This is a genomic window from Paenibacillus sp. 01T424, from assembly GCF_056398745.1.
Window position 1 is genome coordinate 63751 of sequence record NZ_JBFTPZ010000022.1, and the last position, 25584, is coordinate 89334.

Sequence of the window (25584 nt, forward strand, 5' to 3'; positions counted from 1 at the left end):
TTACTGTAAAATTACCGATGATAGCCCTCTTAAAGTTAAACTCCGTTAACAGGCAGTCTACAAACAACCAAATGTATTTGCTTCCTACGATGGGATCACAATCGTTCTATGTTATGGAAAAAGCCTACCATCTCAGAAAAGGCCTTTTGTGCGGATTGTTCATTGTATTTATGAGAATACGGGTCACTGAAGCCGTGTTGTCCGCTAAATTTATGGATTTCATTCGCATCGTTTTTGCTTAAAATCGAAATTAATTCATCTACATGAAACGACAATTCTTCTTGTGGGAAAAATAATATCATTGGACATTTAGGTAATAATTCCGTGTAGTTTCTAATGCGTGAACCATAGTATGCTGCTATCCCATCAACCTCTGCTTCCTCTGAACATAACCAAGCAGTTGTTGCTCCTACGCTAAATCCGGCAAGAAAAACTTTTTTATAATTAGCCCTCTTGTCGGATACGAGATGCTTAATTTGGTTCGAAGCCTTAATAAAGCCTACATTTTCTACGAAATGACGATATGCAGTTTCCTCTTTTGCATAGTCAAAAGGTACTTCTTGTTCCAAAAGATTTGGACAAATAACATCAAAATCGTGATCCGCTAGTGATTGACAAATATGTTGCATATGACGGTTAATGCCATAGATTTCATGAATGACTATGATTAAAGTTTCAGAACCGTTAATTATGCTAATCATTATTTCAGCCGCCTTTGTTAAGTGTTTTTGTTTGGAGTGTCAACATGTTGTTGAAGCTTCGAATAGTCATAAATATCAACGATAGCACCATGTTCAAAATGCTCTGTAAACAAAAACGCTATTATTTGTTGTGCGGTTTCTTCTGGTGTCGTCAGCATGCCGGCATCTTTGGCCTTTCCGAATAGCTGAGCAGATGGGAAAGCTGCTTGGTCTTGAGTTCTTGCTTCCTTTTGCAAATTCGTATCAATCATTCCTGGCCATATAGAAATAATACCGACAGGTGTTTGGGTGTGGCTTTGTTCAAGACCTACACATTGAGTGAATACGTCCAAGCCTGCTTTGGATGCCGAATAAAGACTCATGCCAGGGTGGTGATGTTTGGCTGAGGAGGATGATATATTTAAAATGCGCTTTTTGCCTAAAAAGGTTTTCGTATGCTTCATAAATGTAGAAGTCAGTAAAATAGGTGCGAGCAGATTAACATGAATGTTTCCTGTTATTTCGTTAACAGCAGCCGAATCAATAAATGCAACAGGAGCGATCATAGAAGCATTGTTTATGAGATAAACACCAGTGGATTTAGACAGATCAATTTCTGAAAAAATTCGGTTCATTAACGCCTCGATTTGATCAATGTCGTGTAAATCAAATTCTAAATAGGTTATGTTCTTGCTTTTGTTTGTTAACGAATGATTTCTTTCGCGTGAAATACAAAATAAATAGTGCTCTGATGAGATAAGTTGCTCTGCAATAGCTTGTCCAATTCCTCTTGATGTGCCGGTTATTATAAAATAGTCCATAAATATGCGCCTCCAATTTTAAAGTTTTGAATTAGGAATTCAAAGATACTTTTTAATCAACTTCATCTAAATTAATATTTAATTCTATGGTCTTCCTTTCACCATTAATCGAAAATATGGTTTCAGTGTAAAGAATTTGATCTTCAGGTGTAATATTAATCATTTTGTCCTTATCGAAACTGTATACTTCATTCTTAGCTAATGACTTTGAGATACCAACAAAACTATAAATAATATCTGGGCGATTAGATCGCTCTCCGACGACTGCTCCAGTCAAAGGGTCGCCATGGATGATCCCAATGAAATTATCGCCTGTATTCACCAATTCGGTATGAATTTTAATTTTTGATGCTTCTTCTCTTTACACTTTGACTCGAACTGTAATGGATTCGGACGAAACCTCCTTAATTATTGACTTGTCCTCTTTGCTTTGACATCCCATTACGAACAGAAGCAATATGTACAAAATGATAATAGGCTTCAAGTAGTTCAATCCTTTCTGCTAAAGCAAGAAATGATTCTCTAATTCCAACGCTCCATTACTGGGAACATAAAGCCGCTTAGGATTCCGGGTACGCAGTAGAAGTAATTCCATTCTAATTTGCCGACACAGAGGGAATATATCATTGTGGAAATCATCAATCCGGTAAATGCGTGAGCAAGCATGGATGGAATTAATCTCCTTTTTTTAATTTTGAGTAACAGATCTATTAAATAAAAAGCAGGGCATAAGCACAAAAGAGTGAATATCCACAGAAATAATATCAAAAACGGCAGCACGTACATATAAAACATCATATGAACCTCAAATAAGAAGCTGAGCGGATAAAAACACATAAGAATCAACGAAACGACCACTGCAACCCAGAAACTATTTAATGCAGCGTCATGAACTCTCTCCAACGGTGCTACATCCCCTTCATTCCAATTGAAATTTTCAAAATGAAAAATTTACTTTATGTTATTAGTTAGCATTATGAATAAATTATTCTAATTCATAAGGATATGGAGCGGAAATTGCTAAAAAGTGTTATTGTTTCCTGAATTATATCCCCATTCCCATCGTAATGAATAGTTCTATCATTAATAGTACCCCGTCTTACTTCTCGCTCTACTTCTTTTCAGATAAAAAAAAGCAGACCGCCGAAGCGCCTGCTCATCCACAATTATCATTGTTCTTAGCTTTCCGTTAGTTCAATAAGATTCGATTTTCGAATCTCTATCTTCATCTATGGTGTAACACAGAAAAAGCCAGGATAATCTCCTGACTTTATCATGGTCAATGTAAGTTCTAATCAAGTATCTATTCTTCTTCTTGGTCAAGGAAGGACTGGAGATCGTCAAGCTTGCTGGACCAGAAATGACGATAAGACTCCAGCCACTTATCGACTTCTTGAAGCGGCTCTGGGCGTAAGGAATAGATGTTTTTTTGAGATACAGATCGTACCTCTACCAATCCAGCTTCTCGCAATACTCTTAGATGCTTAGAAACACCTGGTTGACTCAATTGACACTTATCTACAAGTTCACCAACTGATCGCTCGCGAATGCGCAATAGATCCAGCATAGACCGTCTGTGCGGTTCCGACAAAACTTCAAATATATTATTACTCATCACTTGGTCCTCTCCACTCGAATGCGCAACCGACAATGGATTTTAATTTGATGTGCTAATCGCTGCAAGAGCATCAGCATTGTCTTCCTTTACAACTCAATTCATTATCGAATCATATTTCTTGCGCAAGTCTTTAAAACGATCCGAAGGGAAGTCGACATGCTTTTCATGAAGAATCATATCAATCATGTCTAGATGCACATGCCAGCCTGCCAGAAAATCAGCAACTTCAGCGGACTCGTAAAACGTATGAGTCAGGTGAAGATGGCATCCATTATCATCGTCATGCAGCTCCCATCGAACCACTGATTCTCCTGAAGACTTCTCTATCCAAGTGTACTCGAGCTCATTTGGGGGATTGACCATAGTGAACTTTCCATGTACCAGATCCCCATTCTCCCAACGAAATGTAATCTTTCCGTTAACGATCAAATCAAATTCAGCATGCGCAGTTAACCAATTGACAATCTGATTGGGACTAGTTATCGCCCTCCATACTTTTTCTATCGGATGATTTAGATAACGCTCGAACCGAACCACACTTCTTCCTTCATATTGTAGAAGTTTACCGTCCATTCAATCCCCTCCAAAGTTATAATTTCCATATTATATTTTATACATTACCATATGGTTATATAACTGTAAAGGAATTATTGTTTCTCCATAATGTAGTTTTTCAAGAAGCCGTTGCAAAACTTTCCTTGAGGGTCGTTTTGAAGTAGTAATTGCCGAAAGTCAGGCAACTTCTCATATAATGATTGAAGATGGGCAGGCGGCGTGGCAAACAGCTTTGCCCAATGTGGGCGAGCATGGAAAGGCRCAATTTGTTCCTCGATCATCGGAAGGATTTGTCGGACCGCCTCCCAATTCGCCTTCCATGTAAAGTGAAAAGCAACGGATTCCTGCTTATAACAAGGACTCATCCACAAATTGTCTTCTGCAATCGTACGAACTTCTGACACATAAAGATGTGGCGATATGAAATCACGTATCCGGTCAATCGCACATAGTGCTTGATAGGCATCTTTACGCGGCACAAAATATTCACTCTGTAGTTCCTCTCCGGCACTTGGCGTGAAATCCATGCGGAAGTGCGGTAGCCTTTCATGCCATGGCCCCGGAATACCAAGCTGCTCACTGCAATTCTCTGCAGAATAACCTGGCACTGGATGTCGTGGTACACTTACGAGCTTGGCGCCAAAAAAATCAGATTCCACTTCAGCGTGTTCAAGATCTGGTAACTTACGCTTTTGCCAGACTTGATTGAATGTAGACGTTTTCCAATCCGTAAAAAGACTAACACTATAAGCGCTAGAGAATATTTCGTCAAAATGGTCTTTAAGTTGAACTAAAGGCAAATGATCAAATACATATTGACTCATCTGGAATGTGGGGATTATATCTAGAGTGATTTTCGTAATAACCCCGAGCCCTCCAAGCCCCACTACCGCCCCGGCAAAAAGCCCATCTTGTTGATCACGGGAGAATACGACCTTATTCCCATCCGCTTTGACAACTTCCATGGAATGAATCGCCGAAGCAAGATTAGCATTCTGGTCACCGGAACCATGTGTGGCCGTTTGGCATGCGCCTGCTATTGTAATATGGGGCAACGACGCCAAGTTGTGCAAAGCATAACCGAATTCATACAGATATTGACACAGATCTCCGTATCTAATACCTCCCTCGACTGTAACCTTATTGTGTTTAGTGTCTAATGCAATGATTCGGTTAAACTTTTGAAGAGAGATGAGGTTTTCGTTACAATCAGCGATTCCATTGAACGAATGACGAGTGCCAAGTGTCTTAATTCGATTGCTACGTGCTACTATTTCTTGTATTTGCTCCAATGTTTCCGGAACATGGAGTTCCGCTGCGCTATACCTATAGTTACCTGCCCAATTTCGATTATTTTCCATAAACATATACCCCCACTACATCTGATGAAAGATTTGTCAAAAATATCGATATGTTATAAAAACATTCTATATATTTTGGAAGTATCCTGCACGGTGACTAGTTCTGGTGAACATTACATCAAATACCACTGCAATGACCCTTAGATCTCTTATGTTGTCTCTTATGCTTAAAAGCAGCTATAGAAAAAACTAAAGGTACAACTCCTCATATTTTTAGAGGAGCTGTACCTTTTCTCATAATAATTTGAGCCTTAAGCATTGGTGTACCGTTTGCAACATGAAGTATGCTAAATACTAAAACCATAATTAATCAAGCCAATGTATCTTAACAATCGTAATTTCAAATTGTGGAGTTCCGTGTCTCTTTTCAGAAACCAATCATTTTAAGAATAAATGGCACCTGAATGTCATCGGCCTTATAACAATTTTCAAACTTTCCTTTTAACAATAGACTTCGACATGCTGCTCCAGATTCTTCATAAATATCGGACTTCACATTTAACTCTATATTCCTATGGTCATTATATTCTGGACTTTCATTTTTAATTTTAAGAACTTCTGCGGATTTCCAATTCATAGAAAAAATGTCTTTATGATTGCTTGAATAAATCGTTTTTTTCTTGCCCGTTTGGATTTCTTCAACCTCGACAAGATACAAAACGCCACCTGCTGCGCCACCGTAAGGGATATAATATGCACTTGCATTATATTCGCCATTCGGAGATTTGGTCGGACCACTAAATATGACAGCATTATTATTAAGAGCTTGAAAACTATAAAAATATCTATTATATCCTATTAAAAATAAAATACTGATTGCTATAAATAGCATGAAAGCATATCTTTTTTTCATAAAGCCTCCCATCCATTTCGATTCCCGTGTGTGTTGAAGCCTTTAAAGGTTGGCAGTGACATGATTTTTCACACTCGTACTTTGATACTTTGCAATCGCCCAGTCGATAAAAAAACCTGCGCTCATAAAGAAAAGAAACACATTCGGGTAACCATACCTATTGAATGCGACAAAAGGAATATAGATTAATGTAAAATAGGCCAGTGAAAGCAATAAAAACAAATAAGCAATCTCATTTTGCCGGAAGGCTCGCTTAAGCGTAATCAGTAAACCTGCTGCTCCCAATAGCATAAATACGACATGATAGATGCCCGCGATCCAAATATTTACACCAAATACCGTTTTCCAATAATAAGGAGCCGCATATAATCCAAATACTTTATCAATCGTATACCATTTCAAGTATTTTAATGGTTGATTTTTAAAGCCGAAGTTTACAATCTTTTGTGCTGTTTCGGCTTGAGCAGCGTCTGAGCCTGCAAATAGATTTTCACTGATGCCCTCGTATTCTAGATGGGTGTCGAAGAAAGCCTTTGAAGGTGCGTCGTTGTTGATAAGCGCGCCTAATAACATTGGATTGCCTGCTGATTGTGTGAATGGAATGAATTTATCAAATGTGACGTAATTCCGTATCCACCATGGTGATAGCAAAAGGATCATCGTTAACGAAATAACTGCTGTATACTTCACTATAATTTTCCAAAATATCTTTTGCACAAGCCATAAAATGAACCAGACCGCGGGAAAAAGCACCGCATGCGGTTTGAAATAACATGCTAGCCCAACAATAGCGGCCGAAATAATGTAATACTTCGTTTCCTGTCTCCTTAAGGCAAGAAGACTAAAGCAAATAAGCAATATGAACAACGTGCGGAACATTGTCTCCGACAAAATGGCGCCTGAAGAAAAATAATCGGGCAAATAAAGCGCAGTTGCGATGCTGGCTATTATAGCAGCTCTACTATTAAACAGCTGATTAGCTGCTATAAAAATCAAATAGATCGAGAACGCCTGCAGGGCTGCCATAAGGACTCGGAATGCCATAACCCCTCCATCTCCTTGTCCGAAGATGAGCATGAGACCAGCCAGTACAACTGGCATTCCTGGCATGATGAAAGCAGACGGCTCATCGCCGCTGTTATAAGCAATCGTGTGCTTATTCAATAAAATTTTAGCGCTATTTACATATTTGACGTCGTCATTATTTTGTTTATCATATGACCCAATGAGAAAGTGATCGCCATACAACAGAACAGATGCGGTGCTAATCGAAAAAACGAGAATGATAATAATGAATAAAGTAGTACGCATAGGACGAGAGACATGATTAAGCTTAAACAGGATTTACACACCTTTCTCTTACAAAAACGAGGGGTACAGACCTTCTTCATCATATATCACTATGACCAAGTATTGGAGCCATACGAACCTTTGTATTAATAAATAATAAAGAGCAGCTGCCATGGCAAACTGCTCCAGAACTAAAGTATAACTATCGTTTACCTGTAATTCAAATCGTAACTATTGATATTTCTATCTCACAAAAGAAATATAATCAATGTTGACGGGTTCAAAAGCATTTGCTCGAATTTGTAAATTAATTTGTCCTCGATGATACTGACCATGTAGTGCTACATGAGTTAAAATATCTCGTGTGGAAGTTATAAACTCTTTACCTTTACTGTTTGAATATGAAACTAAGTTATCTAAGTCAGCATTTGTGATTTTAGTGAGAATATTTTTGAAGCTTTCTTCATTTTGTTTAATAAGTGTTGCACAGGATTCTAGATCACCATCTGACCAGATAGGCATTTGTGAACTGTCCATTCCTTGTATTCTAGCAATCCAAACTTGTTCGGCATATAGAATATGAGAAAATAACCGCACCAGTTGATCCTCGACTTCTACATTTTGCAAAGTTTCTAGAATACGTTGATTTGCCCAGTTTAGATGTTCATACATCTTTTGAATTGTTTTCATTGATTCCATCCTTTCATTAACTTCACTTTATCAAAGAGTAAATGTTTGTATCATAGGCAACACCATTTTGATACATATAGTTTTTCAAAATCCCTTCTTTTTCAAAACCTAGTTTTGTTAATATTTGATTGGATTTTTTATTTTCAATAAAAACAATCGCGCCAATTCGTGTTAACCCAAGTTCGCTAAAACCATATGCTATAACTTTTGAAATGGCTTCTGTTGCATATCCATTTCCCCAATAATCAGGATGAAGCTCATAGCCTATCTCAGCTCTCTTATGTTTTAAAGACAAAACATTAAAACCGATGGTCCCGATCATTCCTTTTTTACCTTTTATTTCAATTCCCCATCGAATGCCTCGATTTTCTTGGTAGCTTTTCGCGAAAAACGCAATGAACGGTTCTGCTTGTTCGATATTTGTTAACGTATCTTGTCCATAATATCGTGTCACATCATGATTGGAAAAGCAATGAAAGATGCTATGAGCATCTTCTTTAACGATTTCTCTCAATTGCAATCTTTCTGTCTCTAGAATCGGAAACACTTAATCACTCCATTTTTAAATTTTAATATGTATTCCTATTAAATGGTTAACGCAACAGTGATTGCTCATGCTTCGGATAATATTCAAAAAACAAATATTTCCAATCACTCATGAAGTCACTTTGATAAATTCTATTGTAAAAGCAAATCTGTTCATTCCAGAAATCTACAGCGTTGCATTTGTATTTACCTAAAATGAATGATGGATAATTATGGACTGAACTAGCCATAATGCTTATTTTATTTGTATCTTGTTGGTCAATCACATGTATTAAATTTTCTATTATGTATTTAATTGAACCTATGCTCTGATATACCCTTTCTATGTTATGAAGCCTATTGTACAACCTTATTCTTTTGAGTTTTGAGATAATAGTTGCTTTGTATCGAGGATCTTCAATTAAATTCAATTCATTTAGTAACCTCTTTATTGAGCGAAAATTAAATTTGGTTTCTTTATGTAACCAGCATCGATATTTGAGTAAAAGTTGAAAAAGTAAAGGGTTCGTTGGATCAGTCCTAATAAAGATGAAAAGATAAGTCAATGAATCCATTACGTTTGCAGCATACATCTTCTCAAAAATGATAATCACCTGCTTAGTAGGAATTCGATAATCTCGAGTCCTTTGAGAAAGACCGGAACTTCACAAAATGAGCCTGTCCAGACCAATTGCACTAATCAAAAGCCGCTCTTTCCTGCTGCCTAACATATTTTGTGTCCAATCTACAAAACCGCCATCGCCAATAAAATACTCCGTTTCGCCTATTACTGTTTTTAATGTGAATTGTAATCCTTTGTAATACTGGTTTTCCATATTCGGCTCACCTGTACTTACCGACACATTCAATGACAATTCATTTCCATGTTTTATAATCCTTGAGACTAAGCCAGCCGAATCTTTGTAACCACTGCGTTCACTTAAAATGATCTCGATGTCAGACCCAAACAGCGTTTTAAATATACTTTGGTATACTTTTATATGCTCCCATAATGATTGTTTTTCGAAGCTATAGGAACCTTCATCTAATCCAGACGTCACCATACAAAATAAATGGAAATGAGGCAGCATCCCTGGATCATCTCCAAAGAATTGCGCTCGGACATGCCTATGGGTGGTACAGAAGCGAATAAAATTATCTCTCTTATCATTTGAATCAATTGTTTTAAGTAAATTACTGATATGCAGGGCTAAGAGATTGGTTGCATCTGATACAACCTCCGTTCCTCTTAACGCGGAAATTGCTTTGTTTTGATCAACTGTTCCTAGCACAGAAGCACAGCCCAATGGTGCTACGGGAGATAGTTGAATTGGCGAAAAAGAATGTTTTGAAGCAATATCTAAAACATCCAACTCCATCCTCTTAAGCAATAGCACATCGACGTCAGCTGGGTGTACAAAACGGTTATTCTTGTATCTTTTAAGTAGATCATTTGGAGAAGATGTCTTTGTTTTCTCGCTGAATACTTTTAAGAGAAGTGAATTCAAGTCACTGGAGGATATCCGATCAACTAAAAGATTAATTAAATCAGCTTGATCAAGTTTTCGCAGTATTCTTTCAAGATCGGCTGTAAGGGTAGGTTCCATTAACTTCACTCTCCTTACCTCATTCTATTGGTTATTAATGGATAATTATATGGGGTGACATTACTTTAGGTCAAGAACTAAACCAATATTATAAATGATCAATCTTTTAGCTTGAAAAATGACGATAAGTTTTATTCAGTTTTTTCAACAGGGCTAATCACAAAAATCCCGACGGAGAAGATCCCGCCGGGATTTAGTGGAACATACGATTTGAATTTAAATCAATAACTAAATCGTATCCTTTACTGGTTCGAGTTATTTACTGAATTTCCAAATAATCAATGTAAACATCCCATGTCCCGTTATCGGAGGTGCAAACGAGCTCAATTTCTTGATTACCGGTTCCATGGCTGACATTGCTTATGGTATAGACTGCGGGACTACTGCCTCCGAAGTAGAAGGTCCCTTTCGTCACCCCGCCTATTTTCAAGTCAACTCTGGCCATATTGGAGTTATTTGAAGCACCACGGAGTGAGAAACTATGAGTTCCGCTCGTGAAATTCTGTGTGTATTTGACCAAATCATTGTTGGCGTATAAAGCAACACCAGAGAACGGCGAGCTGATATTCCCGGTGTACTGACCAGCTTTGGTCATGCTTTCGGCTTCCTTTTTTGTACTTGTGCTTGGAGGAGTAGTTGTACCGCCACCGTCAGGCGCAACCGCCCGGCCGGTGCTTGTTGAAATCATACCAGGGCAAAGTCCCCGGCTCTTAAGATTCTGAGCAATCTGGGGGATCGCTTGGAGCGTAGTCTGGTATTGATCATGCATCAGGATGACATCGCCGTTCTGCAGTCTGCCCGCAGCGGCTACGATCTGTGCGGTGGTGGCGCCATTCCAGTCCTGTGAGTCAACGTTCCACAGCACCTCGGTTAGCCCATTTTGACTCTCGATTGACTTCAAAGAAGCGTTAGTCTCGCCGTACGGCGGGCGGAACAATTTTGGTGCAGCTCCGGTAGCTGACTGGATCGCTTGTTGTGTTCGCGTAATTTCCGATGACATCTGCGAGCTGCTCAATGTGGTCATGTGAGGATGTGTATAAGAGTGGTTTCCGACCCACATGCCCGCATTCACTTGGTCCCGCACGAGTGACGGGTTATTTTGGGCGTTTTGCCCAAGGTTGAACATCGTTGCACGCAAACCGGCCTGCTTCAGAGCATTGAGCAGTGATGTAGTGTTACTGGCATTTGGGCCATCGTCGTATGTCAGACCTACATATCCGTTCGGGCAGTTGGCATCGGCTGCACTGGCAATAGGCATTATCGGGATGGAGAATAACGAACTGAAAAGTGCTAGGGCCGCTGCCCCTTTTATTAGTTTTGCTTTGAACATGGTAGTACCTCCTCGTATAAACATACAAGTATGGTTGTTCGCGCCACTCCGTTCTGCTTAACTCTCTCTACTAGATTCAGTGTTTTTACTGAATTTCTAAATAGTCTAGGTAAGCGTCCCATGTCCGTCATCGGAGGTTACAATTATTTCATCTGTATACCTCCTCTTCTTTAATTGCATTTAGTCTCACATGATGCTGTAAAGCCTGCAATAGGCTGCTCGAGCCTCACTTCCTTCCATATATTAACTTGAAAGCGATTACAATAATTATTTTATCAAAACGTTTCTTTATCGTTTACCTGTAAGAATTTAGTTCCTACTGTAAAAAACTTAGCTTTTTGTGGTGGACACTGGAAACGGAGTGATCCCAACAAGCATTGATGTTGATCTGTCTTTTTTTGATTTATGATCGTCTATTTTATATAATGCTAGCAAAAAACCGCATCCATAGGAGGATGCGGTTAGTATGCTAACAGCTGCTAAATCAAAAATTATTGAAAATGACGTCGGCTGTTACCTTTCCGCTCGTGACGTCTTCCGAGGTGAAGCCAGATACCGTGTTGCCCACTTTAAATTCCTTGCTTACCAGCTGCTCTGAAATATCAGGAGCTGTTGGGCCTGTTATGCCGTAAGTCGTTTTTTCCGTAACTGTCACCCACAATTCGCCAATTCGAAAGCTTTGGCCGTCGGTACTTACCTCATCAATCACACCATCAATGTTTACCCTGTGTTTTGCTGAGGTCGCCGGTCCAGGACCATTATTCTCAATGGTGCCGCTTGGATTTTTCGTGACCGCACCAGGAGAAGTACTGCCTGCGTCTTGGTTTACTGCATAAATGCTCAGAGTCAATACCGCACAAGCCGCAATGCTGGTTGCCCAGATCATCACTTTGTTTTTCTTTACTTTAGAATTAACTGTTTTCATAGGAATCTCTCCATTTCGTATGTTGTTATTATTGTTGTCGATTTGTTTGTGCTTCTCCAGGCTTAAGCGTTCAAGTGTACGTTCTTGAAAGTCTTCACTTATTTTCACTTTGGACATGGCCGATTTATAACTTGTTTTTTTCATTCTCACAAATCACCGCCTATAACTTCTTTAAGCTGTTTACGCCCTCGAGCGAGCCAAGTACCTACCGTCGCAGGTTTGGCATGAAGTATATCCGCTATTTCTTCCAAGGAATAACCTTCGTAATAATGCAAATGGATCGGGACCCGATATTTTTTATCCAATGATAATACAGCCTGCATGACCATGTATTCATCCTTCGGCAGGTTAGACAGGTTGTCCGGTATGGGGTTTCGACTCTTAAACCACCCCGTCTTGAGCAAGTTTTTACATTTATTGATCGTTGTACGGATTAACCAGGCTTTCTCATGTTCACCGCTATCAAAGACGGGGGATTTTTGGAGATAGGCTAGAAATACTTCTTGCGCTACTTCCTCCGCGTCAGCAATATTTTTGAGATAAGCGAAAGCTATCTTGACCAGGCTGTCGGAATAGTTGACCACGGCTTTGCGGACGGATTCATTGAGCTCATATGAATCGTTCACTTAATGTCCCCCTTTCACTAGTAATACAATCGAGCAGCCCGTTATTTTTCACGCTGTAAAAAAAAATGGGACAATTGCTTTAAAAGGGAGCAAAAAGGTTTTTATTAGTATGTCCTCTCACCAAAAACGGTAACATGCAAGCAATATTAACTGCAGCACCTGTAAATTCAATAAAAAAAGAACCTTCAATCTATAATTAGATCAAAGGTTCAATATTTATTTTAATGAAATTAAATAATTCACGCTATGCTTTCAATTACGTAATATTTCACTACATTCATTTGTTTTTACATCAGAAAAACTAACTAAAAGCCAGCTCCTTTTCACTCAGGCCTAATGAGTCAGCTGTAGAAGTATGAATTTCGTGCAGAAGCTCTGGATTTTCCATTAATGAAACGCCATAAGAAGGAATCATTTCTTTAATTTTTGGTTCCCACTCTTTGATGTGTTGAGGGAAACATTTTTTAAATACTTCAAGCATAACGTGAACAGCAGTAGAAGCACCTGGCGAAGCGCCTAGCAATGCTGCAATCGAACCATCAGCAGCCGTTATAACTTCCGTACCAAATTGAAGTGTTCCTCTGCCGCCAGCTTCAGTATCTTTGATAACTTGCACACGCTGACCAGCTGCTACTAAATCCCAGTCTTCCGTTTTGGCGTTAGGGATAAACTCGCGCAACTCATCCATGCGCTTTTCTTTGGATAGCATGACTTGCTCGATCAGGTATTTTGTCAATGACATATTTTTTGCACCTGCGGATAACATTGTGATGAGATTATCCGGTTTTACGGAAGTGACCAAATCAAACATTGAACCGGTTTTCAAAAACTTAGGTGAGAATCCGGCAAAAGGACCAAACAGCAAAGATTTTTTATTGTCGATAAATCTTGTATCCAAATGTGGAACCGACATTGGAGGAGCTCCAACTTTGGCTTTGCCGTAAACTTTTGCATGATGCTGTGCCACAACATTCGGATTATTACAAACCATAAATATTCCGCTTACTGGGAATCCGCCAATATGTCTACCTTCAGGAATACCGGATTTTTGCAATAAATGCAAGCTTCCGCCTCCGCCTCCGATAAAGACAAATTTTGCAGTATGCCTTTCGACGTTGCCGCTGCCATTACGTACTTTCAATTCCCACGAGCCGTCGCTAGCACGTTTAATATTATCAACGCTATGTTTATATTTGAGATCAACGTTTTTACTTTTTAAGTGGTCAAACAGAATGCGCGTTAAAGCACCAAAGTTGACATCCGTACCAGAGTCAATTTTGGTTGCTGCTATAGCTTCATTTGATTTACGATCTTTTATAATAAGTGGGATCCATTCCATTAATTTTGCAGGGTTATCGGAAAATTCCATCCCTTTAAACAACGGATTAGTAGACATGGCTTCAAAACGTTTCTTTAGAAACGTTACATTTTGTTCTCCTTGGACCATACTCATATGAGGTAATGGCATAATAAAGTCTTGCGGATTACGGATTAGCTTACTATTTACAAGGTAAGACCAAAACTGCATGGAAAGCTGGAACTGTTCATTAATTTGAATCGCTTTGCTAATATCTACAGATCCGTCTGGCTTATTTACAGTGTAGTTAAGCTCGCACAGTGCTGCATGCCCTGTTCCTGCATTATTCCACTCGTTAGAGCTTTCTTCTCCAGCACTCTCGAGCTTCTCAAACACGGTAATTTTCCATTCCGGTACCAATTCTTTCAGAAGTGTCCCTAAAGTCGCACTCATGATTCCGGCACCAATCAAGATGACGTCTGTTTTATTTTCTCCGTTGCTCATTATTACCATCCTTATATCCTAAAATTTGCATAAAGCATGTAGGCGCTTCTGTATAGGCGTTACACTAAGCCAATGCTCGACCCAGTCACACACCTTTTCTGTTTCAATTAAAACCATATCATATTGTTTTGTAATTGATTATAGATTAAATGATCTGCGATTATCAGATAATTATAAGCTATTTGAAAGCTGGTGAAAAGTGAAAAGTCCGTTTACAAGGCTCTAGGAACACACAAAGCAAAGGCAATAACAAAGCTTAATGCATCGATTGAAGCTTTTGTTTGCCGCCATGTGTTACTAGCATCATTACATTTTTTCCGATACTTGCGGTATGGTTCACTGTATTTGATGTTAAACTAAACTTCTATTAGTTTCAATCTAAACGTTGCTACTTCTCTGCTTCTGAGATTTTCAAGTATACAAATTGTGAATAATCTGCAACGTTTATATGAAGGAGTAGATATATTTCACAAAGTTGTTCAGCTTCCCCATTAAATTCCTTTAGAAATTTAACAATATATATTCATATCTTATTGAGGCTGGAGCCTTTTTGACAACAGTTAAGGTAATTTTCTGTTTGTTTTGCCTGTCTGCTGTATTCTGTATGTATTGTATATGTATTTAAGAAGAAATCATCTCTTGTATCAGTTAAAGTAATCTTGAAAACAAGCGAAAGACCCGTAAGGCGGCCGCTTCATTTGCGAAGCGTTGGCTCTTACGGGTCTTTTTTTATATTTAAGGACTATTTTTTGGAACGTTTTTTGGAAGATATTTTAGCACGTTTTCTGCGTTTTAAGCCTGAAACCATGACATTTTTCTCAGATTGCGTGTAATAATGCTGATAGACAGGACAACAATGATGCTTCTTCACCGTTTCAATATTTTGAATAACATTTACAAGCTGCGGATGGTAGATGTCCTCATATTGCGTAATTGGAGGATCATAAATCGTTTGCGTTGGACAATCCGGACAAAAGTTAGCCGAATTCGCACCTTCTACCATACCCATGTTACTACCCATGTTACTACCCATATTACTACCCATGTTCATGTTATTACTCATGTTATTATAATCGTTACGGTTCACAGAATTATCTCCTTCCTGTTTTGGAATACACCATATTGTATTCTCAAGAAGACAAAACGACCTGTACGATTGACATGGAAGACGATGGCCTATGCTGTTCCTGCAGGATGTAGAGCATGATATTTACCTTGTACTGATAATGTTTGAAAAAAGTGTTTCGTTATGAATGAGAAGTTAATGGAAACAAAATATGTTCTGCTCTATCTTCAAATGAAGGACGAACAAACAATGTGTCCTCACTCTCTGCTAATAACTCGACATGAATGTTTTCATTATCGTAATCGGGTGTAAAGTAAAAATGAATAATCTCCGTATCGGCAGTAACAAGGCTGTTCAAAATAACATCATAATCAACTTTTTGAACGCTGATGATATCATAAAGATGAAGTTGTTTATCCTCGTGTTTAAAAATAACAATGGCATCAACTTCTTCGACATAATAAATCGCATCATTGAATGCTAAGATAAAATAAAACAGCAATAGATGTTCATTGTTTTTCACACCCATTATAGGGGATACAGGTATTCTTTCCTTAGCAAACTGCTCCATCAACCGATAATCATTGGCGTTATTCGTATGTAGCTTGCGGTAGGAACGGATTGCTTCTGGTTTTAATTCTAAACCTGAAATGTTTAGCGTAAAACTACTTTCTTGCGTTTTTCTAAACCCAAATCTAGGATAATAGTCTAGAACCGAATCATTAGCGAACAAGTAGATAAAGTCATATTCTTGTTCATATTTCTCGATAATATGGTTCATCAGTTTGCCTGATAATCCTTGATTTCGATAGTCGGGATGCGTCATAACGGTACCGATTTGAATGGCTTTGTACTCTTCACTGTTACATATAACCGTCATTTTGTTTGCTGAGGCATTGGCAATGACTTTACTTTTATCGAGAAAGGAATAACATATATAATTTTCGTTCCAGCCCCCTTTTTCATACCATTTTTCGAAATCAAGTCCAAATACCAWTTTAGCCAATTCATTAAAGCTTTCTTTGAAGGTTGAAATATCTTTATAGTCACTTATGAATTGGTAATTAGTCATATTAACCTCGCTCACTTTACTTCTCCCCTTCTCATTCTCATCAACTTTTGCTGAATGCTTCAAACACCATTAAAAAGTAAAAGCAGTCCAACAGTGACCATATGTCACCGATGGACTGCTGTTAGCTTATTCAAATTATTGCACTATCTAACATGATTGCTCGAATCTTCTTCAAGACGTACGAATGTAATTTAATAATCCCTGCTTATAATATAATTCAGCAGTTGCTTCAGAAAAGCTGGATTACGTGGCATCTCCTTCAATGCTTCCATTGCAAGGCAGAAGTGTTCCCACATCTCTTTTCTAGCTCCATCTAGACCAAGGATGGTTACAAAAGTCGAGTTATTGTTCTCCACATCCTGGCCAATAGGTTTACCGAGTAAATTTAAATCTCCTTCCGAATCAAGCAAATCATCTTTAATTTGAAAGGCTATGCCCGCATGATAGGCGTATTTTTTCAAAATCGCAATTTCTGACGACTTAACCTGAGCGAGAATAGCGGGCATTACAAGTGAAGCTTCAAATGCAATTCCGGTTTTGTAAAAGCACATCATATTTAGCTGCTCCAATGTTAATGCTTTTCCTTTGGAATGCAAATCCATCGCCTGCCCCATGCACATATCTCCAGCTCTTTGGGACGAATATTGCATTAAAGCAAGCACGGTTTTAGGGTCAAACTGTTCAAGGGATGATTGCTCTTCAATCGCCTTCTGGGTAAGAAATAGGCCGGTTAATTCCGCGGTGGCACTATTATGCACCTGGTGCAGCGTAGGACGCCCTCTGCGAGTAGAGGCATTATCCTGCGTTGGGAGATCATCGAAGATTAAAGACGCGGTATGCATGTACTCTAATGATTTTAGAAGTGGCACGATCGTCGAAGCATGCAGTCCATACTCATTAATACCCATGACCCAAGCTAATATTGGCCGTAATCGTTTGCCATCTCCCTCAAGACTGTAGTTTGCAGCATCAATAAGCAGCTCTCTCATTGGAGGTATTTCATTACTTTTGTGAATCGGCAATAGATTGTTGATTTGCTCGCGAGCAGTTTTGACAGTTGAAAGGAATTGTTCCTTTTCACTGCGATTGCTTTTTAAAACCGTTACCATCTGATCCCGGAGCAGTTTATCGAAGAAATCCACATCATCCGCTTTTTGAACCACATGTTGGATAAGGCGATTGAAATCTGGATCTCCTGAAGCAAACACCGCCATAATTTCGTTATATTTCTCAGTACCTATACGTTCTTTCAACCTTTTTAGACCATTGAAGGCACGATCAAGAATCACTTCTCGGGTTTTGGCATCGGAGTAGTATATGTTGTGAATTAAATAAGAGATGACGGACCAGTATAACTCAAAGGGATTGATTAGATCTGAGCGCTGCTCATGGTATTTCAAATAATAGGTATAGGGTGTTACCGCCCCGTCTTTCATATCATCAAACATATCTGCTAAATCATCTGCCAGCTGGTTATAAATGCCATAATAAAATGTTCGATTATCAAAGCCTTCATCCAAAGGAGCACTAATGACGGAACGAACGATGAGCCTTGAAGATGAGGATTTTAAAATGATAGGCAGGTAAAGCTCTTTGTTAGTGTAATTTACATTCGATAGGTCCTTGACACGGTCCAAATCCTGAGAATGAAAAAACACGTAGGATTGCTCGAAAAAGGTTTGTTGTGTTTCAGGTCGCTGATATTTTTTAATATACTCAAAAGCATCACTAAGCTCCGCGTGTACGTATTGGACAAATTCAAAGTTATTGCCGGACCATTCACCTAATTGTGGAACAGATCCGCTTAGAAGCGAAGTACGGATCATATTGGAATATTGTTCTTTCTCCTCTGCCTTTAGGACACCCGAATCAAGCAGATCGTCAATAAAAGGATAGGTTAGCCCATAGGAGTAACCAAGTCTGATGGCTTCGTCTAGTCTCCTGGCACGTTCAGCAGGCAATACTTGGTCATCCATTTCTTCAATTACATGCAACATTACGCCAATTATGATTTTGATCAGCTTGCGCACCGCATGCTCGGAACTCATTTCCTTTGGGATATTCGAGGATACGGATTTTAGTTTATTTATTACCCAAATTATGCCGTTTTCTATGCCTTCCTTCTGAGCCCACCGATACAGCCCCGCCAAGGTCATAAAATCAGGCTGCTCTCCTCCGTTTGTTGTTGAGGGTTGAATAAAATGGCTTTTGACGTCAGCAATCACTCGTTGAATTCTCATTTGTGTCTCTGGAGCATCCAAAGCTTTTCCTAAATCCCTCATATAAATATAGGAAACGCTTCGATCTAAATAATCATCCAGTTTTCCTGAATAATTCAGCCACCATATATATCTATGATAATCCCGAGAATCCGGTTTTTTCTTTCCTTTCGAAAAAAAGGATAACAATGAATAATGTTGGATATGGTTCTTTTTCCACAATTGAATATCTTCGGTTAGTGTGGTTACATAAGTTTTATTCTTCACTTGTTCGTTCAATGTTTCAAAATATTGGGCTGCCTTTTGCTCTGCAAGTTGGTACCAAGTATCTGCTTGAGCTGTATACTTATTATTCATACGACGCATAACCTCGACTTATAGTTAAAATAAAATGACTGGGAAATGTAACAAAATAACTGATTTGAAGCCTTAGTCTAGTTTCCTGAAGTACATAAGACTAAAATATTATGTTTAATCACTTCCTCCGAGGAATTTGGAACGATATGCGTCGAGCAAATAAGTTATATTTTACACGATTGTTGGTGGTTCAACAATTTTTTGGTAAAAATATGTAGCGAGAATATCAAGTTGGACATGAAGTGCAAAGTACTGAGATACATTACGCAAAAAGGCTCGCCCCCGTTCCATTTGAGCCCTTCTAACAAAAAAACAACAAAGGTTAGGTTGATCATCAACAATGTGAGATCAAACTAACCTTTGTCGTTAAGAGTTTTTCTGTATCACTTTAACTAGTTGGTTTATACCATTAATAAGTAATCTGCCAGTTGATTAAACGTCACTTCATATCCTTCGTGAACCATATCTTGTGATGCCTCTAACGTTTTGGCTTCCTCTTCAGTTGGAGATACTGCTTCCCCTTCCATAGTAAGAATGGTTTTGTCTCCATCTTCACTGAAAATAAAAGTGACTGAAAATTCAAGAGGCCAATTAGCGTCAAAGGGTGCACGCACGGTGTTACCTTCCTCATCAGAAAAGGAGTTTGTATACACAATTTTCTCAGGTGAATTAATTTCATGATAGATAAACTTGACCCACATCTCGGTTCCGTCTGGTGCGGTCTGTTTGTAATGAAATAAACCACCTGGGCGGAGATCGAATTTTTTAATATCAAAAGCCCATCCTTTTGGTCCCCACCAATTCAGTAAATGTTCTGATTCTGAAAAAGCCTTAAACACAAGGTCACGAGGAGCACTAAACGTATGAGTCATTTTAATTTTTGTAGTCATCTGAATCCTCCATTGCGATGATATTAACCTTTTGATACGTGTGTACTACACATCTTTTTCCTCTATCATGAACGATCAAGCTTGTCTATATCCTTCATAAGTCACTATAAAAATTCCGATACGATTGTTTTTCTTATATTTGTTCACCTTACCTCTATTTATTATTTACTGTGAATCGCTTCTTAAACCAAATATACCACATAGGGAATATTCCTGTAAAGGAATATATAAGGCAGGCTATTATTTATTATGACCAGAAATAAATTGTTCCAAGCCTTCTACTGATAAGACTCCGCTCCTATTGTCAACAGGTATTCCATCTTTAAAGAGGATGGTAGTAGGTATACTCATAATTCCAAATAGTGAAGCCATCGCTTCACTAACATCCACATTTACTTTCACAATTTTTACATTATGGCTTCCTGCCGAACGAAATGTTTCAAGAATGGGTGCAAACATAAGACATGGCCCACACCAAGGTGCCCAGAAATTAACTATGGTTAGCCCCTCCTTTTGAATTTCATTTTTTAGTGTTGTATCCGTTGCATGTATAATTGTCATGGTTATGTCTTCCTCTCCAGTTGGATGTTAGATTTTTCTAATTTGAATTGCTTAAGCTGCTTATCATGTCAGTTGCTTTAATTTCCTTTAAGTATGAAATGGTACATTCATCAACTTCTAGCATCAATTTCGCTAAGTTTTCATTTATAGATGTTGTCCAATGACAGAATGTAACGGTTTGGCTTTTCTTTACCTCTCTTACTGCATCGTAAACATCAGCCAGTGTTATATCTGATTCAGGATGTTTTAGTTTATATCCACCGTCTTGTCCTTCCTTAGCTTCAACCATCCCAGCTTTCAGCAATGTGGACATGATTTTTCGTAAATAAGCCGCATGGACATTCAGCTGTTGCGCCATTTCTGAGCTAGTCAACGTTCCGCCTTGCTCTGTAAGAAGCAAGATGACACATAAAGCTGCCCGAAATTTTGAAGACCCAATCAAATGATTTTTTATTTGCAAATAGCGCTCCCTCTTTCCGTATTGTGACTTCATTTAAGTTTCGTTAAATGAAGTCTTCCTCTGCCAACTCCAAATTTACGCTCATCGCTATTCGACTGCCGTCTGCCGCAGCAAAAACCAATTGGGAGGGCATAAAATAGGAAGCATCACCAGCGATATAAAGACCGGGTATTGAGGTTTTCCCCTTTCCATCCGTTTGAATTCCTCCCAACTCCGTTTTATCACAGCCCAATTGTTCTCCGAACCGCGTGCTTGAAATAAACTTAGGAGTAACGAAACCACCAGCTCTTTCGATGGTAGTTCCATCTGAGAAACGAATATGCTCAAGCTTCCCATTTTGTCCGACGAATGCTGCAATGGGCTGCTCCATGATTACGATCCCCTTTCGTTGGAGCTGTTTTTTTTGTTCGTTCGACAGGTTTTCATTCCCGTTTGTACAGACAACTAAATCCTTGCTCCAATTGAGAAGCAGCTTCACTGTATGAAAAACAGTCGGATATTCCGAAACAACGACAAGCGGCTGATCGCGTAGCTCCCAGCCGTCGCAATATGGGCAATTAAACAAGCTTTTTCCATAAAGCGGGTAAAAGCCTTCGATCTCGGGAAATATTTCTTTTACTCCTGTTGCCAAGATCAATTTACGTGTATGAATGCGAAATCCAGATGAATCAATAAGCTCAAATCCGGCTTCAATTTTACTGACAGAAATCACCTCAGCTTGCCTATGATCGACTGTTGGATAACTCAGCACCTCTTCATAAGCAATGCGGCGAAACTCAGCTGGTGTAACGCGATCCCTTGTTATAAAGCCATGCGATGTATGAGTAACAGCATTTCTTGGACGATTGTTGTCGATCAAAGCAACGCTTCTCCTTGCCCTGCCAAGCATAAGTGCGGCATTTAACCCTGCTGGTCCTCCGCCAATAATGGCACAATCATAATTCATGTAGCTCATCTCCTACTAATGGGATATTAAAGACTCATTATATCTATAATAAAGCGAAAAAAACGCTTATTATCAAGTTCAAGTCCGACATTGAAGACTCGTTATATCTATAATTATTTCAAAAAAGGATTTTATACGATGTTAATTGTACTTCTCCTTTTTCAGAAAAAATGTTCTTAACTTTCAATTTTGGTTTGTTTTTTTGCAATGTCAGCTAATTTCGTTTGTTTCAGATGTTGTTCCATCTTCTCTTCCGCTTCTTTCATTGCAGCTTGAATCAAGCATTCTTCACCATGAACAAAATCACATTCAAATAATGATGTTGTACCCTCAATAGCGTGGATAATATCCAAAAACGTAATGTCGTCCTTTTTGYGTGATAGCCGGTAACCTCCGTTTGCCCCAGAAACGGATTCAATCATCCCTGCTTTGACGAGTCTCGTTAAAATTTTGGAAAGATAAGTAGGTGAAACGTTTTGGGATTCCGCCAGCTGCTTGACGCCTATGGGCTTCAAATTAGAAGCTTCTACAAGCATGAGCATGGTGTGAAGTGCATAATTGGTTGCTTTGGAAAATTTCATGTTCTCACCTCAATTACAGACTTATTGTGTCTATAATACCTATGAAGTCGCTAATATGTCAAGTTGTGAAATATTATTATGTAATTAAGTAGTCTCTTGGTTATTACACTTTATGATTATCATTATCTAAATGTATTTGATTATATTGCTTCAAAAATGCTGCTAATTCATATAAAATAACGAATGAGCTTGACGCAAGCGTCATTAGAGATTTATTTGCCAAAGTTTAATGTACATAAGAAAAACCTCGCTACGAATAGCGAGGTTTATTTTTAATGAGATGCTGAATATTCTTCTAGCTCGGAAGCTGGATCAAACTTCTCCTTGCTCATAGCAAAGGCAGCTGAAAGAGCAATGACGGATGGAATGATGGCCCAAGCAAAAGTATGAACGAGTGACGAGGACAGTGTTTCAGTTATTTTATCAAGAATCTGAGAAGGAATGCTCTCCCTTGTCTCAGGTGTCAAAATTTTACTTGGATCACTTAGATCAATGAACTCCGACGTTTGACCGCCGCTGCCGAACGATGAAGAAAGCTTATTTGCAAATAAGTGACTTTGAATAATACCAAATACCGTAATTCCAAGCGTCATTCCCAGTTCCCGAGTGAAGCTAAGTGTAGAGCTTGCAGAGCCTCGCTGCCTAGCAGTAAATCCATGTATGGCAGAATTGCTTAGAACAGAAAACGATGAGCCGATGCCAAGACCAACTAAAATCATAAAGATTGTAACCGTAAATCGGGATGAATCGGGTGTTAAAGTAGTCAGTAGAGCCATGCCGCCCACTAGCAGAAACAACGTCGAAATCATGATGGAGCGATAACTAAACTTGGAGAGCAGAATACCGCCGCCAGCAGCGGTGACAACAGATCCGACCATCATAGGAAGCAACACGAGCCCCGAGTTTGTAGCTGAGCCTCCAAGTACCCCTTGAACGTAGATTGGGATGTAAACGGAAGCTGTTATAAATGCTGCACCGCTAAAAATAGCCATTAAATTGCTCGTGGAATAAAGCCGATTTTTGAACATGCTGAAGGTGATGATCGGTTCTTCTGCGTGGCGTTCAATAAATATAAAAGTGACCAATAATACGGCAAAAGCTAAAAACAAACCTATGATCGTGAAGGAGTCCCAATCGTATTTTTTACCTCCTAGCTCCAGCGCGAACATGAGACAAAGAATTGAAGTTACGAGCGTTATTGCGCCCATGTAGTCGATTTTTTGTTTAGAATGCTCAACAGACTCTTTGTAAAAATAAGCAATCATTACAAATGCAATGATTCCTATTGGTAAATTGATGTAGAAAATCCAGGACCAATGAACATAATCTGCAATATAAGCGCCAATTAGAGGTCCGAATATGCTGGAAATACCATACGCAGCACCAAACAATCCGCCTATCTTCCCACGTTTTTCAGGTGCGACCACATCAAACATAATTGTGAATGCAATGGGTACAAGTGCTCCGCCGCCAATACCCTGTATCGCGCGATAAATACTTAGCTGTACAATAGATTCCGCTGTACCGCATAAAGCTGAGCCGATCATGAATACGATAATTCCGAAAACAAAGAAACGCTTGCGACCATACATATCAGATAACTTACCAAATATCGGCATACCAGCCATCTCTGCGATCATATAAGCAGAAGTCACCCACATTAATTTGTCAAACCCGCCAAGGTCCCCTACGATTGTCCCCATCGCAGTTGCTAATATGGTGTTATCCATCGATGCCATCAGTGTAGCCAGCAGAAGTGCTGCAATGATTACACCTACTTTATTTCCTTTTGCCATTTCCATTGTTTCTCGTTCCCTCCACTTTGTTCAATTGACAATGTAATTGCCACTCCCTTTTTTTATCTCGACGACCGATTGTCTTGAATAAATATAATTATAGTTATAAGTATCTTGATAATCGAGATAATATTATAGTAAGAGGAGCTTCATTTTTTGTCAAGCTATCAATAACTACCGTCAGTTGAATTTTATTGGATGGGAGATATCAGATTGGATTGGAGGGTCACAAGGTTTAAGGGTCACTGTACGATTGATGTAATCACGATTAGAAAGGATGACAACATATGATTTCCTTCTTAACTTTATGTGCGTGCTTCGTTGGCGGCATTATTTATATTTTATACGCAGGAGTAGGTATCATTAGAGATGACGAAATTCAGCAAGACCAAATAATTAGCAATTTTAAATGATAAAGAAGCAAGCCCTGAGGGCTTGCTTCTTTTGTAGTATAGTTATAAATGGCACAAAAACAGTTCCTAAATCCTCGAATATATTCGAAAGAACATAATTATTACTGTTTGTTACTTCCCTTCCTTCACAAACAACTCAATACGATTTTTTATCGAATCTCGGATCTCTGCGAATGCAGTATTGATTTCTTCTTCTGTACCTGTCGCTTTTGCGGGGTCGTCGAAGCCCCAATGCCATCTTTGCGCTTTGTCGTTACTTACAACCGGACAGTTATCGTTAGCATGACCGCAAAGCGTGATGATGTAATCTGCTTGTTTTAAAATTTCAGGATCAATGACATCCGAAGTATGATTGGAGATATCGATGCCTGCTTCTTTCATGGTTTGAACCGCACGGGGATTTAAGCCATGAGCTTCTAGACCAGCACTCATCACTTCATATTTGCCGCTGCCCATTGCCTTCAAAAATCCGTCGGCGATTTGGCTTCTGCAAGAGTTTCCAGTACACAGAAAATAAACGAGTGGTTTGTAGTTCATTATT

General features: G+C 38.9%; 24 protein-coding genes. All 24 read right to left on the reverse strand.

All coding sequences use genetic code 11. From position 1 onward, the window contains the following. Positions 1–95: 95 nt before the first annotated feature. The gene (locus AC1DPK_RS17560; protein WP_477511150.1) at positions 96–701 is read right to left on the reverse strand and encodes a dienelactone hydrolase family protein; all 606 of its coding nucleotides are present in this window, start codon (positions 699–701) and stop codon (positions 96–98) included. Between the two features lie 17 nt (positions 702–718). Beyond that, the gene (locus AC1DPK_RS17565) at positions 719–1501 is read right to left on the reverse strand and encodes a (S)-benzoin forming benzil reductase (RefSeq protein ID WP_477511151.1); all 783 of its coding nucleotides are present in this window, start codon (positions 1499–1501) and stop codon (positions 719–721) included. A 1303-nt stretch (positions 1502–2804) separates the two neighbouring features. Further along, positions 2805–3116, reverse strand: coding sequence for an ArsR/SmtB family transcription factor (locus tag AC1DPK_RS17570; protein WP_339209257.1), 312 nt, complete (start codon positions 3114–3116; stop codon positions 2805–2807). A gap of 96 nt (positions 3117–3212) precedes the next feature. Next, entirely contained in the window at positions 3213–3692 is a 480-nt protein-coding gene (locus tag AC1DPK_RS17575; protein ID WP_477511152.1) for an SRPBCC family protein, read from the reverse strand. Positions 3693–3766: 74 nt separating this feature from the next. Next, the gene (locus AC1DPK_RS17580) at positions 3767–5035 is read right to left on the reverse strand and encodes an FAD-binding protein (protein WP_477511153.1); all 1269 of its coding nucleotides are present in this window, start codon (positions 5033–5035) and stop codon (positions 3767–3769) included. 367 nt (positions 5036–5402) lie between these two features. Continuing rightward, positions 5403–5888, reverse strand: a complete 486-nt coding sequence (locus tag AC1DPK_RS17585; RefSeq protein ID WP_477511154.1) for a DUF5412 family protein — start codon at positions 5886–5888, stop codon at positions 5403–5405. Between the two features lie 42 nt (positions 5889–5930). After that, positions 5931–7199 carry a glycosyltransferase family 39 protein gene (locus AC1DPK_RS17590; protein WP_477511155.1) on the reverse strand — a complete coding sequence of 423 codons (1269 nt, stop codon included), beginning with the start codon at positions 7197–7199 and terminating at the stop codon, positions 5931–5933. A gap of 222 nt (positions 7200–7421) precedes the next feature. Next, positions 7422–7868, reverse strand: coding sequence for a DinB family protein (locus tag AC1DPK_RS17595; protein WP_441883184.1), 447 nt, complete (start codon positions 7866–7868; stop codon positions 7422–7424). A gap of 22 nt (positions 7869–7890) precedes the next feature. Next, the gene (locus AC1DPK_RS17600) at positions 7891–8415 is read right to left on the reverse strand and encodes a GNAT family N-acetyltransferase (RefSeq protein WP_477511156.1); all 525 of its coding nucleotides are present in this window, start codon (positions 8413–8415) and stop codon (positions 7891–7893) included. Positions 8416–9058: 643 nt separating this feature from the next. Then, on the reverse strand, positions 9059–10000 hold the full coding sequence (locus AC1DPK_RS17605) for a hypothetical protein (RefSeq protein WP_477511157.1): 942 nt from the start codon (positions 9998–10000) through the stop codon (positions 9059–9061). Positions 10001–10259: 259 nt separating this feature from the next. Continuing rightward, positions 10260–11330 (reverse strand): polysaccharide deacetylase family protein, encoded by a 1071-nt coding sequence (locus tag AC1DPK_RS17610; protein ID WP_477511158.1) that lies wholly within the window; start codon positions 11328–11330, stop codon positions 10260–10262. A gap of 484 nt (positions 11331–11814) precedes the next feature. Further along, positions 11815–12399: a hypothetical protein gene (locus AC1DPK_RS17615; RefSeq protein WP_477511159.1), complete on the reverse strand. Its 585-nt coding sequence runs from the start codon at positions 12397–12399 to the stop codon at positions 11815–11817. Positions 12400–12401: 2 nt separating this feature from the next. Continuing rightward, complete coding sequence (locus AC1DPK_RS17620; protein WP_441907699.1) at positions 12402–12881, reverse strand: RNA polymerase sigma factor; 480 nt, start codon at positions 12879–12881, stop codon at positions 12402–12404. Between the two features lie 301 nt (positions 12882–13182). Continuing rightward, a complete protein-coding gene (locus AC1DPK_RS17625) occupies positions 13183–14682 on the reverse strand; it encodes a malate:quinone oxidoreductase (protein WP_477511160.1) in 1500 nt (499 codons plus the stop codon). Between the two features lie 742 nt (positions 14683–15424). Continuing rightward, entirely contained in the window at positions 15425–15769 is a 345-nt protein-coding gene (locus AC1DPK_RS17630; protein ID WP_477511161.1) for a hypothetical protein, read from the reverse strand. Positions 15770–15929: 160 nt separating this feature from the next. After that, the gene (locus AC1DPK_RS17635) at positions 15930–16835 is read right to left on the reverse strand and encodes a GNAT family N-acetyltransferase (RefSeq protein WP_477511162.1); all 906 of its coding nucleotides are present in this window, start codon (positions 16833–16835) and stop codon (positions 15930–15932) included. A 176-nt stretch (positions 16836–17011) separates the two neighbouring features. After that, positions 17012–19405: a polyprenyl synthetase family protein gene (locus AC1DPK_RS17640; protein ID WP_477511163.1), complete on the reverse strand. Its 2394-nt coding sequence runs from the start codon at positions 19403–19405 to the stop codon at positions 17012–17014. Positions 19406–19797: 392 nt separating this feature from the next. Beyond that, positions 19798–20286, reverse strand: a complete 489-nt coding sequence (locus tag AC1DPK_RS17645; RefSeq protein WP_477511164.1) for an SRPBCC family protein — start codon at positions 20284–20286, stop codon at positions 19798–19800. Positions 20287–20526: 240 nt separating this feature from the next. After that, positions 20527–20847 (reverse strand): thioredoxin, encoded by a 321-nt coding sequence (trxA, locus tag AC1DPK_RS17650; protein WP_441883201.1) that lies wholly within the window; start codon positions 20845–20847, stop codon positions 20527–20529. Between the two features lie 37 nt (positions 20848–20884). Further along, positions 20885–21307: an RrF2 family transcriptional regulator gene (locus AC1DPK_RS17655; protein WP_441883203.1), complete on the reverse strand. Its 423-nt coding sequence runs from the start codon at positions 21305–21307 to the stop codon at positions 20885–20887. 43 nt (positions 21308–21350) lie between these two features. Next, positions 21351–22253 (reverse strand): NAD(P)/FAD-dependent oxidoreductase, encoded by a 903-nt coding sequence (locus tag AC1DPK_RS17660; RefSeq protein WP_441883205.1) that lies wholly within the window; start codon positions 22251–22253, stop codon positions 21351–21353. A 176-nt stretch (positions 22254–22429) separates the two neighbouring features. Beyond that, positions 22430–22834 (reverse strand): Rrf2 family transcriptional regulator, encoded by a 405-nt coding sequence (locus AC1DPK_RS17665; RefSeq protein ID WP_477511165.1) that lies wholly within the window; start codon positions 22832–22834, stop codon positions 22430–22432. 272 nt (positions 22835–23106) lie between these two features. Then, a complete protein-coding gene (locus tag AC1DPK_RS17670) occupies positions 23107–24636 on the reverse strand; it encodes an MDR family MFS transporter (protein WP_477511166.1) in 1530 nt (509 codons plus the stop codon). 518 nt (positions 24637–25154) lie between these two features. After that, positions 25155–25580 (reverse strand): arsenate reductase (thioredoxin), encoded by a 426-nt coding sequence (gene arsC, locus AC1DPK_RS17675; RefSeq protein ID WP_477511167.1) that lies wholly within the window; start codon positions 25578–25580, stop codon positions 25155–25157. Positions 25581–25584: the final 4 nt, after the last annotated feature.

What these genes read in the sequence shown, in the direction of transcription:
- AC1DPK_RS17570 (WP_339209257.1), bottom strand. Translation starts at nt 3,116, where the DNA reads ATGAGTAATAATATATTTGAAGTTTTGTCGGAACCGCACAGACGGTCT.
- AC1DPK_RS17625 (WP_477511160.1), bottom strand. Translation starts at nt 14,682, where the DNA reads ATGAGCAACGGAGAAAATAAAACAGACGTCATCTTGATTGGTGCCGGA.
- AC1DPK_RS17595 (WP_441883184.1), bottom strand. Translation starts at nt 7,868, where the DNA reads ATGAAAACAATTCAAAAGATGTATGAACATCTAAACTGGGCAAATCAA.
- AC1DPK_RS17670 (WP_477511166.1), bottom strand. Translation starts at nt 24,636, where the DNA reads ATGGAAATGGCAAAAGGAAATAAAGTAGGTGTAATCATTGCAGCACTT.
- AC1DPK_RS17565 (WP_477511151.1), bottom strand. Translation starts at nt 1,501, where the DNA reads ATGGACTATTTTATAATAACCGGCACATCAAGAGGAATTGGACAAGCT.
- AC1DPK_RS17645 (WP_477511164.1), bottom strand. Translation starts at nt 20,286, where the DNA reads ATGACTACAAAAATTAAAATGACTCATACGTTTAGTGCTCCTCGTGAC.
- AC1DPK_RS17660 (WP_441883205.1), bottom strand. Translation starts at nt 22,253, where the DNA reads ATGAATTATGATTGTGCCATTATTGGCGGAGGACCAGCAGGGTTAAAT.
- AC1DPK_RS17615 (WP_477511159.1), bottom strand. Translation starts at nt 12,399, where the DNA reads ATGAAAAAAACAAGTTATAAATCGGCCATGTCCAAAGTGAAAATAAGT.
- AC1DPK_RS17585 (WP_477511154.1), bottom strand. Translation starts at nt 5,888, where the DNA reads ATGAAAAAAAGATATGCTTTCATGCTATTTATAGCAATCAGTATTTTA.
- AC1DPK_RS17560 (WP_477511150.1), bottom strand. Translation starts at nt 701, where the DNA reads ATGATTAGCATAATTAACGGTTCTGAAACTTTAATCATAGTCATTCAT.
- AC1DPK_RS17610 (WP_477511158.1), bottom strand. Translation starts at nt 11,330, where the DNA reads ATGTTCAAAGCAAAACTAATAAAAGGGGCAGCGGCCCTAGCACTTTTC.
- AC1DPK_RS17575 (WP_477511152.1), bottom strand. Translation starts at nt 3,692, where the DNA reads ATGGACGGTAAACTTCTACAATATGAAGGAAGAAGTGTGGTTCGGTTC.
- AC1DPK_RS17590 (WP_477511155.1), bottom strand. Translation starts at nt 7,199, where the DNA reads ATGCGTACTACTTTATTCATTATTATCATTCTCGTTTTTTCGATTAGC.
- AC1DPK_RS17640 (WP_477511163.1), bottom strand. Translation starts at nt 19,405, where the DNA reads ATGCGTCGTATGAATAATAAGTATACAGCTCAAGCAGATACTTGGTAC.
- trxA (WP_441883201.1), bottom strand. Translation starts at nt 20,847, where the DNA reads ATGACAATTATACATGCAACGGATACAACACTAAAAAATGAAATTCAA.
- arsC (WP_477511167.1), bottom strand. Translation starts at nt 25,580, where the DNA reads ATGAACTACAAACCACTCGTTTATTTTCTGTGTACTGGAAACTCTTGC.
- AC1DPK_RS17605 (WP_477511157.1), bottom strand. Translation starts at nt 10,000, where the DNA reads ATGGAACCTACCCTTACAGCCGATCTTGAAAGAATACTGCGAAAACTT.